The sequence below is a fragment of the Chimaeribacter californicus genome (genome assembly GCF_002858675.1).
In the GTDB taxonomy this organism is placed as follows: domain Bacteria; phylum Pseudomonadota; class Gammaproteobacteria; order Enterobacterales; family Enterobacteriaceae; genus Chimaeribacter; species Chimaeribacter californicus.
On the sequence record NZ_PJZF01000004.1, the window covers coordinates 1 to 13,740 of the forward strand.

Below are 13,740 nucleotides of genomic sequence, written 5' to 3' on the forward strand. Positions count from 1 at the left end.
ATGGGTATGCATTTTTACGGCAAGGTAAATGATGTGGAAAATGCGCCCGCCAGTCTGGCCTTTTCCCTGACCGCTGACGCATGGTTTGCAGCGCTTTCAGGCACAGACATACCCTGATAACCGTTTTCTGCCAATAAAAAAGCCGCGTCATGCGACTTTTTTATAAGGTAAAATCGCCCGCTACCACCACTCCGGCGGCGTGATGCTCTCCACGTTCTCCGCATAAAACAGCGACGGCAGGAATTTCGACAGACTGGTAAATTCGCAATGGCAATGTTGCATCAGGCCAAGGCCAATGGCGTCCGGGAGCGGTTGTTCGGCATCCGATGAGGATTCACCCAGGATAAAGCGGCTGCGCAGCACGCAACCCCAGGCAGTGTCACGCACTACATGGATCATCCGGCCATCCAGCGGGTTGGCGTCATCATCCAGCGCGACTTCATCCCCAAAGCCGATGCAGCCGCACACCGCCGCAGAAACCCAGCCCTGTGCCTGCGCCTGCTGGTATGGCTCTGCGCCGAAGAAGTCAGCGGGATGATGAAATTTAATGCGCGCCGCCGTGGCCGGGATATCGCCCAGCGCCTCCACCGCATTGATGGTTGCGCCGATATAGTTTTTCCTGCGTTGCCATTGGCTGTCCCAGCCGTCATGCTTTTTATGATCGGCCGGATGCCACCACTTCAGGTGTTCGGTGGTTTCAAAAAAACGGAACCACCAGTCGATCATCTCCCCTTTGCAACCCGGCAGATCGGCCCTGGCCGCCGCCACCAGCCGCCCGTCGCCGGTACGGGTGACGCCCATCTCCAGCATCAGCGGTGCCGGGTTCAGCATATCGGCCACCTGGGGCAGATCCCAGGCTGCTTGCAGATTACGGTTCATCATCATCCCCTCAATTAGGAAACGTTTATCGTTTCTTTATTGAGTGTAATAGAGCTGTGCGTAGTGTCAATGCAAAAGCTTCAGGCATAAAAAAAGCCCCGCAATGCGGGGCTTTTGGCCGACAGAAAGCATCGGTTATTTGTTGTCAGGCAGCGCGTAAGCCACGACATAGTCGCCCAGCTTGGTGCCGAACGAACCATGGCCACCGGCTGCAATCACCACGTATTGCTTGCCGTTGACTTCATACGTCATCGGCGTGGCCTGGCCACCGGCCGGCAGACGTGCCTGCCACAGTTTCTCACCGGTGCTCATGTTGAATGCACGCAGGAAGTTATCCGCGGTGGCTGCCATGAAGAAGACGTTACCGGCAGTCGAGACCGGGCCGCCCAGCATCGGCATACCCATTTTGAACGGCAGCGGCAGCGGGGTGTTGTCATAGACGGTACCCACACGTTTCTTCCAGACGATCTGATGGGTTTTCAGATCCACGGCGGAGATGTAACCCCAGGCCGGTTGTTTGCATGGCAGGCCAAACGGAGAAAGGAACGGGTTCAGGGTCACGCCGTACGGCACGCCGAACTGCGGCTGAACGCCAACTTCAGAACCGGTGCCGCCGGCACCTGATTCCGGCTCAGCCGGGTTGTTCGGGCCACGCGGGATCAGTTTCGAAACGAACGGCAGCGCCATCGGGTTGGCAATCGCCACCTGACGGTCAGTATCCACGGAGATACCGCCCCACTCGAACATGCCCAGGTTGCCTGGGAATACCAGGGTGCCTTGCTCAGACGGCGGGGTGAAGATGCCTTCATAACGCATACGGTGGAAGATCACGCGGCAGACCAGCTGGTCATACATCGTGGCGCCCCACATGTCTTTACCGCTCAGGTTCTCAGACGGACGGAAGGTCAGGTCAGAGAACGGCTGGGTCGGGGAGGTGTGGTCGCCCTTCGCTGCGCCTTGCGGAACCGCTTTTTCCGGGGCCGGAACAACCGGCTTGCCGTCACGGCGGTCCAGCACAAAGATATTACCGGTTTTGGTCGGTACGTAGATGACCGGCACGGTCTGGCCATCTTTGGTGATGTCAGCCAGGGTCGGCTGCGCCGGAACGTCCATATCCCACAGGTCATGGTGTACGGTCTGGTAGAACCAGGCCAGCTTACCGGTAGAAGCATTCAGCGCCAGCATGCCGCTTGCGAAACGCTCCATCTCCGGGGTGCGGTTGCCGCCCCAGATGTCCGGGGTTGCCACACCAATCGGCAGGTAGACCAGATCCAGTTTGTCGTCATAGGCCGCCGGTGCCCAGGAGTTCGGGGAGTTCGGCGTGTAGTGCTGCTCACCTTCCGGGATGACATTCGGATCGGCTGCGCCGGTATCGAAGGCCCACAGCAGTTTACCGCTGTTCACGTCAAAGCCACGGATAACACCGGACGGCTCTTTGGTGGAGTAGTTATCGGTTACTGCCCCGGCAATCACGATCACATGATCGGTCACCACCGGCGGAGAAGTCGGCTCGTAAGCACCTGGGGTGGCATACGGCATGTTGGCTTGCAGGTTCAGCTCGCCATTGTTACCGAATTCCGGGCAACGTTCGCCGGTCTGCGCATCCAGTGCGAACAGGCGGCCGTCGTTCACCGGCAGCAGTACGCGGCGGGAACAGATGGCCGGTGCAGCGCCTGCGGTTGCCGTCTGGGCGGCAGCCGGGGTCTCGTGGTAAGAAACACCACGGCAGGTCACGTGCTGGAAGGTCGGGTTGGTTTTCAGCTGCGGATCAAACTGCCATTTCAGCTTACCGGACGCGGCATCCAGGGCAATCAGCTTCTGGTGCGGCGTACACAGGTAAAGCATGTCACGGATTTTAATCGGTGTGACTTCGTCAGTGATCTCACCCGGGTCGTTGGCGTTTTTCATGTCGCCGGTACGGAACGTCCAGGCTTCTTTCAGTTCACCGACGTTTTTGTCGTTGATCTGGTTCAGCGGGGAGTAACGGGTACCGCCCTGGGTACGGCCATAGGCCGGCCAGTCACCTGCCGGGATGCCGGAGCTGTTTTGCTCAGCAGCCGGGGCCGGTTGGTTGGCGGTGTCCAGCGTACCGTTGATCTCCTGCGGGTCGTTAAACACCGACCAGGCCAGCGCCAGCACGGTGACAACCAGCACTGCGCTCAGCGCACCGCGTGCCGTGCCGTTTTTGGCGGTCAGGTAACGGTAGATGAACGGCAGCACCAGCCACACGCCGAAGAAGAACACCACATCCAGGCGCGGGGTCAGTGCCCAGAAGTCGGTACCGACTTCCCAGATCGACCAGATGAGTGTGCCGAGCAGGAACACGGCATAAAGCATCAGGGCCGAGGCCTTACGGCGATAGAGCAGCCAGGCCATCGCCAGCATCACGACACCGGCAACAATGTAATAAAGGGAGCCACCAATCGTGGCCAGCCATATCCCACCTATCAAGAAGTACAATCCGCTCAACGCGGCGAACAAAGCCGTAAGTATCACGAGGGTACGTGATAGCGAAGCTTTACTTTGCATAATATTAACCTTAAAAGTGTCTTTATATCATCGAGTTACCTGAAAGGTAACTCTTGCAAACGGCCGGAACCCTCCAGCCGTTCCTCCCCGCGCCTGTCCTTTCCGCCCCGGAGGGGTCAAGGCAGGCACCCGGTTCGTTGCCGGCGACAAGCTGCATCAGCGCAAAACCGCAACAGAAACCACTAAACCGGTTGACCTGAAATCGTCCGGCGGCGGGCGTCGATGACGGCAATCTGGGTGCCGTAATTCTGTTGCCCTGCTTAAAACATTAGCCGGTATTCAGCAAAATGGCGGCTTAAGTGGGTGTCTGTGCAGAATTTATGCTGCCAATTACGGCTGTCGCCGGGCGGCAACCAGAAAAATGTGGGGAACGTTGCGACGATATTTCGCTGTGTATCGGGGAAACGTGCCTGCATCCCAGCGACCGGCAAGCGGGTTGCTGAAGGTCTCCCGTGCGGCCTGCGGCCCGGTTAAGGGCACAACAAGGCGAGCAATAGAGGGTGCCGGTAACGTAACGCGCGCAGGCCGCACCGCCGTTTATCCGGCCTTAACGGCAGGATAACGAGAGATTATTCTGGTTGCCGGAATATAGGTGGCTATCCGGCCTGATCCACCGCCCTGTTCTGGGGAACTCCTCCGCAGAAGGAGGCGGCGCGCATATTCTCTGCTCTCTGTTTTAAGTTCTCAAGTTTTTTGTTACGAATTGGTTATGTAATAGTCAGATAGTTGAAAATAAAAAGCCCGCCGCGGGTAAAAAGCCCGGCGGCGGGCGGATGCCAATAACAACATTAAGGCTATTGGCGGGGGGGCATCCGGCTCAGGCGGCGCAGTGGCTGAGTTCTGCCTGCGGCTGTACGGTGGTCATCAGGCGGGCCAGATCGTCAGCGGGGGGGGTGATGGTCAGCGGCAGGCCATGCTGGTCAAACAGCGCCCGGATGCCGGACAACGGCATCTCTTTCATCACCAGCCCGGTGCGGCTGCCCTGGGCATTGGCCAGCTGGCAGTAACTGCCCAGTTGCGCGGCGGCCAGCGGCAACAGCACCGGCAGCGACACCGCGCTGAGGCGGCCGCGTACCTGTTCGGCCAGCGCCGGCTGTTGGGTACGCAACTCTGCCAGGGTCATCGGCACCGGGTCATTTTCACCGTCGGTGAGCATAAACAGCGCCACGCTGCGTTCATCACGCGGGTCGAACAGGCAGATCTCATCTTTGCCCTGGGCGTGGGTCGCCTGGCCGTGCTGGGTCTGGTTCACTTCAAACAGCGGTGCCTGCACCGGCAGGGCGGCCTGCAACGCAGGGTTATAGGCCGCATCCAGCAGTGAGCAGGTCAGGTCAATTTCCGGCTGCCAGGCGATCATCTCGGCCACGGTCTGGATGTCCACCTGCTCCGGGTTGCCGACCGAGAGCAGGTAGCAGGTGGTGCCGCCATTCTCAAAGTAGTGGCGCACTGCGTAGTAGCTGGTCAGGTACTGGTTGCTCACCTGCTCCAGCATCTCGGCCATAAAGCCTGCGTTGGCCGGCAGCGCGGCATCCGCTTCGGCTGCCATGCCCAACAGCTCATCTTCGCTGTAGTTCAGGCTCAGGGAGCTGTCCTGCCAGTTCATGATCGCCTGCTGGACAAACAGCGTGTACGGGTTCAGGACGAAGTTAATGCTCTGCTCATAGCCTTTAACAGAGACCATCACCGGCAGGTCACGGATGTCCGCCTGTAACAGGTCATTGCTGTTGCCACCCAAAAACTGGCGGGAGAAGTCCTGCAGATCGGTCACGCGGGTCAGGGTCATGCCGCTTGTCGCCTCTTTAGGGGCAAAGCAGCCGATAAACACCGGCGTAACCGCCTGTGTGGAGACCGTATACTCACCGTCTACCTGAAAAGAGTCGGAAACAGACATTCCGGCTGACGCAGCTGTGTGCAGATTCATAAGAGTTCCTCGCCAAGAAATAGATGTTTAATTCACACTGTTTTAAAGGGTAATCAGTTAAAAGGGTAATCACAGGCACCGCGCACTCCTGCCTGCGCTTCTGCCGCTTCTGAACATAAAGCCATTCCTGACATCATGCCGGTGGTTAATTGCCGGCATCGGGAGGTCTTATATAAAAGACACTGTTCACTATTTCTTTTGGTCGGGAAAGTGCGCCGGTAAATACGCGCTTCTTTCGTCTTCCCTGGTTAAGAAATCGAGAGGAAGGCCGTTGATGACGGGGGTAAATTAACGAAATTAAACTTAACCTGGCAAGTAATTTGTCTACAAGAACACTCCTATTTTACCTTTTTATATTCTCCGGCCATGGGGATTTACTTTCACAATATTAATAAAACCGGGTCAGGGTTATACCCACACCCCGCCCCCACTCTTCAGCCGCTTTAACCGGTTATGAAGTGAAATTTCACTCATACTGCTCATTTAACAGGCAAAATAAGGCAAGGGTTAGCTCATTTCACCTCACTTGCGCAGATGCCGCGCAGAAAATCACCTTGCCAACGTTGCTATTTTCACCTGTAACAGACAGGCAGCATGCGTCTAAACGCATAATTTCCCACCCGGCAAATGAAATAGCAGGACTGTTGAGGCTGGGTTCAGTGAAATAAAACTTTCCCGGCTAATTTATTACCTGATGTATAAGCCCATGCAGCCAGGCACGCATCAATACTGTGATACCAATAATCAATGGTGCTGAAAGATTGCTGAATTTTTAACAGGGGAAAACCGGGATGCCGGCTATTTTTTCGGATAAAAGCCAGAAGCCATTTGCCTGGGTTGAGGGTAAATGGCGGCTTATTTCCAAGCATTACCGCTAATGGTTGCGGCAAAAGCCTCTGCCACCATCAGGCACGGATAATCAGGCAGGCATAGAAAAAGCCACCCTTACGGGTGGCTTTCTGATAAAGCGCGTTCTTAGACACAGAAAGGCTTATCGTGGGTCATCAATACCCTTATTTTTTCGGGTTATTGGTGACGCTGTTTGGCGTTGTAGTACTTGAGGTCGCATTTTTCGTGATGTCACTGACCGGGTCACGACTGGCCAGCGGATCATTATTTTCCAGTGGCTTTTTATTACCCAGCGGGTCTTTATTCAGCAGCGGATCGGTACTGCCCAGCGGGCTGGTGGTGCCGGTCGGTTTGGCGGCACCGGTGGTGCCGGTGACACCAGCCGCCCCGGTGACACCGGTGGTGCCGGTCACGCCAGTGGTACCGGTCACGCCGCCTGCGGCCAGGTCGCGGTCAGCATCGACATGCTCAACCTCTACGTTCTGGCGTCGTACGGTGTCGTTGATGGTTTCGACACGGCTGCTTTCGTCTTTACGAACCACCACTTCCTCAACGATTTTGGCCGTTTTATTGACAACCGGTTGCTCATGGGTTTCGGTGACCTCTACGACTTTTTCAGACCAGTCGATGTCATTCAGGTAGGCCGGCTCATCAACGGCACGGCGGAAGATGTCAGCATGTTGTTCATGAAGTGCGACTTCGGCTTTCACGTCTTCGGTGGTGACATAACGGCGGACACGGGTAGACCCCTCTTTCACCAGACGCTTACCGACTTCCAGGTTCTCTTCGGCCAGGCGCAGGATCTCTTCTTCAGACTCATCACCGGTCAGCGAGGTATGGATAGCGTCACGGTTTTCTGTGGCACCCAGCGCCGGGGTTTCAACCCCATTGCGGCGGGACGGCACATCAACGGCCTGGTGGCGGTCAAGGATAGCCATGGCACGGGCAGTGTCATCTTCATCTGCGCGCAGGGTCAGGATGACGCCGCCGGTATCCATCGCACGGGTATACACTTCTGCGTAATCATCCTCAACGGTATCACCGAACAGGCGCTGCCAGATGCTCGGGTGACGGATCGCTTTCCCTTCATGTTTCAGGTTCTCACCGGTGATCAGGCTGATTTCATGCTCAGCAAACCCGGCTTTAATAAGATTTTTACGCGCTGCCTCGGCTTGTTGAGTCGTATCAAATAAGGTAACGATTTTTTCGTGTGCCATGATATTTTCCTCTCTTGCGTTAGCGATTATTGGTCTTGTGCGTTAGCGATAAAATAAATAATGGGAAGACGGTATTACTTCTCATCATCTTCCTGCCGATCAATAGAGACTTCCTGACGGCGAAGCGTCACGCTATCCTGAAACGGCTGTTGTGTAGTGACCTTTTTAATATGAAGCTCCTCCCTGAGCACCAGGCGACGTATGACCTCAATCTCCTCTTCGACCACCGGAATAATCGTGACGCCGTTCTCCTCACGGATGGCGGGAATAACGTCTACCCTTTCTCCTTTGGGAATACGCTTCACCTCAACCTGTTCTTTATTAAGCAGCTCCTCAATCGGCTGCTCATGAAGCACAGTTTTCCGGGTCACGGTTACTCGGCCTTTGACAACCTTTTCCTTGGAGACATCAAGCTGCTCTTGCGCGAGGGGAATTAACGCTTCCTGAACCTCGTGGTCCTTACGTGAAGCACCCTCTTTTGCATGCGTTGGTTTCCTGGTCATCATTAACTCCCTTTCTTTTACTACCGGCCATATTGCCTGGTTTTATTTCCCGGCGGTGGCCGGGGATATATAATCAATTTAGCTTTACATATCTCTTAAATAAGCATTTAACGTTTGCCTATCCGATAAAACCAGATAAATATCTTGCCTACACAGGAATTAACTGTAGTACAGGATGCTGCGGACGACAGGCGGAAAGGCTATTTTTCTGGGGTTTTAAGGTTATTCCTAGTGATGAATTTGTCGGCTATTCGCGTCCTGTTTTTAGAAAAATGCTTTCAAATAAATACGTTGCAGAAATAGCGCCAGGATTTTCTCAGAATAGAGCGCTGCATCACTGAAAAATTTATTTACATTCATAGTAGGCTTCCCGGCGATACACTTCCGGGTTACGCAACGCAATTGCTGTAAATGTGCACAAGCTGAAGCGGGCGGGCCGGAAGAAAAGTGCGTAAGTGAACAAAAACGCACCAAAACAAGGCGATTTTTTAACCGGCTTCACGCTTTTGTTTTCTCGCAGTGCAAAATTCCCATCGGCTCGGCTAGGTTTGGAGAGCTTTATGCCCAGGCAGGATCGCGACGGACGCGATCACGATTCCTCTACTGCCCCGAGGACGATCGTCCCTGCCCGGCCCCCGCCGGGATACCCTGCCCCGTGTTCTACCGGCCGCTATTTTCAGGCGAACCGGCGAGATGGCGGGGTTCTTGCTTACTCACCGTTGCGCTATCAACACGGATCGCGCGTCATGCTGTGATGACTGACAATGTGAACTTTCCCGCGCCGCAGTCAGGCGTTTCACTTTTTTGTGCTAAGGAATTCAACCATGTCCAGGACACTGATTAAACTCCCTCTGATGGCGTTGCTCTCGGGTTGTTGCATGGCGGCATTCTCCGCTCAGGCAGATATTGTGATTGGCGTGGCCGGGCCGTTCTCCGGGCCGAATGCCACCTACGGCGCGCAATACTGGAAAGGCGCGTCGCAGGCCGCAGAGGACATCAACGCCGCCGGGGGCATCAACGGCGAGAAGATTACCCTGGTGCAGGGCGATGACGCCTGCGAGCCGAAACAGGCGGTGGCGGTTGCCAACCGGCTGGTGGACCAATCCCATGTGGCGGCGGTGGTCGGCCACTTCTGCTCCTCCTCGACCATGCCCGCGTCCGAAGTGTATGACGAAGCGGGGATCATCAGCATCACCCCAGGCTCCACCAACCCGCAGATCACCGAGCGCGGCATGACCGGCATGTTCCGCATGTGCGGCCGGGACGACCAGCAGGGTGCTGTCGCCGCCAACTACATGTTCGACAAACTGAAAGCGTCAAAAGTCGTGGTTATCCATGACAAAGACACCTACGGCCAGGGGCTGGCGGACGCCACCCGCGCGGCGTTGAAACAACACGGCACCAACGCCGTGCTGTATGAAGGGCTGTCACGCGGCGAAAAGGATTTCAACGCGCTGGTGACCAAAATCGGCGCCCTGAAACCGGATGTGGTCTACTTCGGCGGCTGCCACCCGGAAGCGGGGCCGCTGGTGCGCCAGATGCGTGAACAGGGCGTGGAGGCGAAATTCTTCTCCGGTGACTGCGTGGTCACGGAAGAGATGGTCACGGCGGCCGGTGGCCCGCAATACACCAACGGCGTGCTGATGACCTTCGGCAAAGACCCGCGCACCATTCCGGAAGGCAAAGCCGTGATTGAGAAATTCCGCGCCGGGGGCTTCGAGCCGGAAGGCTACACCCTCTACTCCTACGCCTCAGTACAGGCGATTGCCGCCGCCTTTAAGGCCGTGGGCGGCCCTGACAGCGCCAAAGCCAGCGAGTGGCTGAAATCGCACAGCGTCGATACGGTGATGGGCAAAAAAGCCTGGGACAGCAAAGGCGACCTGAAACAATCGGACTATGTGGTGTACCAGTGGGATGACAAAGGCCACTACCACCAGCTCTGATCCTGCGTTCTGACCTACCCCGGCCCGTGCGGTTAGCGGGCCTCTGCACACGCCTTTCAGGCCCCGGCGGCCTGCTGAACCGCAGGAATCTCTTATGAATGACGCTTTCTTTGTGCAACAGCTGTTGAATGGCCTGACGCTGGGCGCAGTCTATGGGCTTATCGCCATCGGCTACACCATGGTGTACGGCATTATCGGCATGATTAACTTCGCCCACGGCGAGGTGTATATGATCTCCGCCTATCTGTGCGCCATCGCGCTGGCGCTGCTCTCCTCGTTCGGGCTGCACTCTTTCCCGCTGCTGATGCTCGGCACGCTGGTGTTTACGCTGGTGGTCACCGGCGTGTATGGCTGGGTGATTGAGCGTATCGCCTACCGGCCGCTGCGTAACTCCACCCGCCTGGCACCGCTGATCTCCGCCATCGGCATGTCATTAATCCTGCAAAACTACGCGCAGCTCAGCCAGGGGCCGAACCAGCAAGGCATCCCGACCCTGTTGAGCGGCGCGATCCGCCTGCACCTGGGCGACGGCATGGTGCAATTGACCTACACCAAAGTCTTTATCCTGGTGGCGTCCCTGGCCGGGATGGCGATCCTGACCTGGGTTATCCAGTACACCCGGCTCGGGCGCATCTGCCGCGCCACCCAGCAGGACCGCAAAATGGCGTCGATTCTCGGCATCAACACCGACCGCGTGATCTCGCTGGTGTTTGTGATTGGCGCGGCGATGGCCGGGCTGGCCGGGGTGCTGATCACGCTGAACTACGGCACCTTTGATTTCTACGCGGGCTTTATCATCGGCATCAAGGCATTTACCGCCGCCGTGCTGGGCGGCATCGGTTCGCTGCCGGGTGCCATGCTGGGCGGGTTGCTGCTGGGCGTCTCGGAGGCGCAATTCGCCGGGCTGGTGAATTCTGACTACAAGGACGTGTTCTCCTTCGCGTTGCTGGTGGTGATCCTGATTTTCCGCCCGCAGGGGCTGCTGGGGCGGCCGCTGGTCGCCAAGGTCTGAGGAGCGGATATGACGCAGACACAACACGCCGCGGGCGTGACGTTGAAACAGAGCCTGCTCGATGTGGTGATCGCCGGGCTGATTGCGCTGGTGGTGTTCGGCCCGGTGGTGGGGGTGGTGCTGGACGGCTACCAGTACCACACCGAGCCACGGCGGGTGGCGGTGATTGTCGCGGTGGTGATGGTGGGCCGCCTGCTGCTGAGCCTGCTGTGGCAAAGCCAGCGCGGGCGGCGCATCGCGGCAAACTTTGAGGGCGCGGATCAGGGCGTCTATGTGCAGCAGGCGGGCCACCGTTCGCGGCTGCGCTGGATAATCCCGCTGCTGCTGGTGCTGGCGGCGCTGTTCCCGTTTGTCGCCACCAAATACCTGCTGACGGTAGCAATTCTCGGCCTGATCTATGTGCTGCTCGGGCTGGGGCTGAACATTGTGGTCGGGCTGGCCGGGCTGCTTGACCTCGGCTACGTCGCCTTTTACGCGATTGGGGCCTATGGGCTGGCGCTGGGTTACCAGCACCTCGGGCTGGGGTTCTGGTCAATGCTGCCGCTGTCGGCCTTGCTGGCGGCCAGCGCCGGGGCGCTGCTCGGGTTCCCGGTGTTGCGGATGCACGGCGACTACCTGGCGATTGTCACCCTGGGTTTTGGGGAGATTATCCGGCTGGTGCTGAACAACTGGCTGGCGGTGACCGGCGGCCCGAACGGCATCTCCGTGCCTGCCCCGACCTTTTTTGGCCTGGAGTTCGGCCGCCGTGCGCGGGAGGGCGGCACGCCGATCCATGAGTTCCTCGGCATCACCTACAACCCTAACCTCAAATTTATCTTTATCTATGCGGTGCTCTGCCTGGTGGTATTGCTGGTGCTCTACATCAAACACCGGCTGACCCGGATGCCGATCGGCCGCGCCTGGGAAGCGCTGCGTGAGGATGAGATCGCCTGCCGGTCACTGGGGCTTAACCATGTGCTGGTGAAACTCTCCGCCTTTATGCTCGGTGCCTCCACCGCCGGGCTGGCCGGGGTGTTTTTCGCCAGCTATCAGGGCTTCGTGAACCCGACCTCGTTTACCTTCTTCGAGTCGGCGTTGATCCTGGCGATTGTGGTGCTGGGCGGCATGGGTTCCACGCTCGGCGTGGTGCTGGCGGCCTTTGTGCTGACCGTCGCGCCGGAGCTGCTGCGCAGTTTTGCCGAATACCGGGTGCTGCTGTTTGGGGTGCTGATGGTGCTGATGATGATCTGGCGGCCGCGCGGGCTGGTGCGCACCAGCCGCAGTGGGTTTGCCGTGCGCAAAGGAGTCGCCCCTTGAGTGATAAAATCCTGCATGTTGAGCGTTTAATGATGCACTTTGGCGGCATTAAAGCCCTGAATGATGTGAGCCTGGATGTCGACCGCGGCTCGATTACGGCGCTTATCGGCCCCAACGGCGCGGGCAAAACCACGGTATTCAACTGCCTGACCGGTTTTTACCGCGCCACCGGCGGCCACATCCGGCTGCATACCGGCAAACGTGCCACGGACGTGATTGAGATCCTGGGCGAAGCGTTGCGCCCCGGCGATCTGATTCACCCCGCCCGGCTCGGCCGCCGCCTCTGGTACAAAATGTTTGGCGGTACCCATCTGGTTAACCGGGCCGGGCTGGCGCGCACCTTCCAGAATATCCGGCTGTTCCGCGAGCTGTCAGTGGTGGAGAACCTGCTGGTGGCGCAACATATGCGCGCCAACCGCAACCTGCTGGCGGGCATCCTCAATACGCCGGGCTACCGCCACGCCGAAAACCGCGCGATCGATCAGGCGTTCTACTGGCTGGAGGTGGTGGATCTGGTGGACTGCGCCAACCGGCTGGCCGGGACGCTCTCTTATGGCCAGCAGCGGCGGCTGGAGATCGCCCGTGCCATGTGTACCCAGCCGGAGATGCTCTGCCTGGATGAACCGGCCGCCGGGCTGAACCCGGTGGAGACCGTCGCGCTGAGCCGCATCATCCGTTTTTTGCGTCAGCAGCACGGCCTCACCATTTTGCTGATCGAGCATGATATGGGCATGGTGATGGAGATTTCCGATCACGTTATCGTGCTTGACCACGGCGATGTGATTGCGCGCGGTACGCCGCAGCAGATCCAGCACGATGACCGGGTGATTGCTGCCTATCTGGGTACCGACGAGGAGGACGCCGCGTGAAGGATGTGATGCTGGAGTTCCGCAATGTGGATGTGTTTTACGGGCCGGTGCAGGCGCTGAAAAATGTCTCGCTGACGGTGCAGGAAGGCGAGACGGTGTCACTGATTGGGGCCAACGGCGCGGGCAAATCAACGCTGCTGATGTCGATTTTTGGCCAGCCCCGGATTGCCGCCGGGGAGATTTTCTATCGCGGTGAGCCCATCAGCCGCCGCTCCACCCACTTTATCGCCAGCAACGGCATTGCCCAGTCGCCGGAGGGGCGGCGGATTTTCCCGGATATGAGCGTGGAGGAGAATCTGCTGATGGGCACCATCCCGGTCGGCAACCGCTATGTGAAAGAGGATCTGGCGCGGATGTTTGCGCTGTTTCCCCGGCTGGAGGAGCGGCGCGCCCAGCGGGCGATGACCCTCTCCGGCGGCGAGCAACAGATGCTGGCGATTGCCCGCGCCCTGATGAGCCGCCCGAAGCTGTTACTGCTGGATGAACCAAGCCTGGGGCTGGCACCGATTGTGGTAAAGCAGATTTTCTCGATCCTGCGGGAATTGACCCAAAGCGGCATGACGCTGTTTCTGGTGGAGCAGAACGCCAACCATGCGCTGAAGCTGTCTGACCGGGGCTACGTGATGGCGACCGGCCAGATCCGCCTGACCGGCAGCGGCAGCGAGTTGCTGCAAAACCAGGAGGTGCGCAAAGCTTACCTTGGCGGCGGCTAAGCGCTGCCC

At 58.1% G+C, this 13,740-nt stretch carries 10 protein-coding genes; 5 read left to right on the plus strand and 5 right to left on the minus strand.

The features are described from left to right. Positions 1–180: 180 nt before the first annotated feature. From CYR55_RS06310 to CYR55_RS06330, 5 genes are all read right to left on the minus strand, one after another. A complete protein-coding gene (locus tag CYR55_RS06310; protein WP_101815562.1) occupies positions 181–882 on the minus strand; it encodes a DAPG hydrolase family protein in 702 nt (233 codons plus the stop codon). Between the two features lie 132 nt (positions 883–1,014). Further along, the gene (locus CYR55_RS06315) at positions 1,015–3,408 is read right to left on the minus strand and encodes a glucose/quinate/shikimate family membrane-bound PQQ-dependent dehydrogenase (RefSeq protein ID WP_101815310.1); all 2,394 of its coding nucleotides are present in this window, start codon (positions 3,406–3,408) and stop codon (positions 1,015–1,017) included. An 817-nt stretch (positions 3,409–4,225) separates the two neighbouring features. Further along, positions 4,226–5,329: a hypothetical protein gene (locus CYR55_RS06320; protein ID WP_101815311.1), complete on the minus strand. Its 1,104-nt coding sequence runs from the start codon at positions 5,327–5,329 to the stop codon at positions 4,226–4,228. A 1,013-nt stretch (positions 5,330–6,342) separates the two neighbouring features. Then, positions 6,343–7,395 carry a YsnF/AvaK domain-containing protein gene (locus CYR55_RS06325; RefSeq protein WP_101815312.1) on the minus strand — a complete coding sequence of 351 codons (1,053 nt, stop codon included), beginning with the start codon at positions 7,393–7,395 and terminating at the stop codon, positions 6,343–6,345. A gap of 74 nt (positions 7,396–7,469) precedes the next feature. Then, positions 7,470–7,931, minus strand: coding sequence for a YsnF/AvaK domain-containing protein (locus tag CYR55_RS06330; RefSeq protein WP_338153006.1), 462 nt, complete (start codon positions 7,929–7,931; stop codon positions 7,470–7,472). A gap of 791 nt (positions 7,932–8,722) precedes the next feature. On the opposite strand from CYR55_RS06330, the gene CYR55_RS06335 reads away from it, so the two are divergent. From CYR55_RS06335 to CYR55_RS06355, 5 genes are all read left to right on the plus strand, one after another. Further along, on the plus strand, positions 8,723–9,841 hold the full coding sequence (locus CYR55_RS06335; protein WP_101815314.1) for a branched-chain amino acid ABC transporter substrate-binding protein: 1,119 nt from the start codon (positions 8,723–8,725) through the stop codon (positions 9,839–9,841). 94 nt (positions 9,842–9,935) lie between these two features. After that, positions 9,936–10,853, plus strand: coding sequence for an ABC transporter permease subunit (locus tag CYR55_RS06340; RefSeq protein WP_101815315.1), 918 nt, complete (start codon positions 9,936–9,938; stop codon positions 10,851–10,853). Between the two features lie 9 nt (positions 10,854–10,862). Continuing rightward, positions 10,863–12,149 carry a high-affinity branched-chain amino acid ABC transporter permease LivM gene (gene livM, locus CYR55_RS06345; RefSeq protein WP_101815316.1) on the plus strand — a complete coding sequence of 429 codons (1,287 nt, stop codon included), beginning with the start codon at positions 10,863–10,865 and terminating at the stop codon, positions 12,147–12,149. Beyond that, on the plus strand, positions 12,146–13,018 hold the full coding sequence (locus CYR55_RS06350) for an ABC transporter ATP-binding protein (protein WP_101815317.1): 873 nt from the start codon (positions 12,146–12,148) through the stop codon (positions 13,016–13,018). Before livM ends, CYR55_RS06350 begins: the two co-directional genes overlap by 4 nt. Next, complete coding sequence (locus CYR55_RS06355; protein ID WP_101815318.1) at positions 13,015–13,731, plus strand: ABC transporter ATP-binding protein; 717 nt, start codon at positions 13,015–13,017, stop codon at positions 13,729–13,731. Before CYR55_RS06350 ends, CYR55_RS06355 begins: the two co-directional genes overlap by 4 nt. Positions 13,732–13,740: the final 9 nt, after the last annotated feature.

Bases quoted from the DNA above. Each gene is read 5' to 3' on its own strand.
- CYR55_RS06310 (WP_101815562.1), bottom strand. From the start codon at position 882: ATGATGAACCGTAATCTGCAAGCAGCCTGGGATCTGCCCCAGGTGGCC.
- CYR55_RS06315 (WP_101815310.1), bottom strand. From the start codon at position 3,408: ATGCAAAGTAAAGCTTCGCTATCACGTACCCTCGTGATACTTACGGCT.
- CYR55_RS06320 (WP_101815311.1), bottom strand. From the start codon at position 5,329: ATGAATCTGCACACAGCTGCGTCAGCCGGAATGTCTGTTTCCGACTCT.
- CYR55_RS06325 (WP_101815312.1), bottom strand. From the start codon at position 7,395: ATGGCACACGAAAAAATCGTTACCTTATTTGATACGACTCAACAAGCC.
- CYR55_RS06335 (WP_101815314.1), top strand. From the start codon at position 8,723: ATGTCCAGGACACTGATTAAACTCCCTCTGATGGCGTTGCTCTCGGGT.
- CYR55_RS06340 (WP_101815315.1), top strand. From the start codon at position 9,936: ATGAATGACGCTTTCTTTGTGCAACAGCTGTTGAATGGCCTGACGCTG.
- livM (WP_101815316.1), top strand. From the start codon at position 10,863: ATGACGCAGACACAACACGCCGCGGGCGTGACGTTGAAACAGAGCCTG.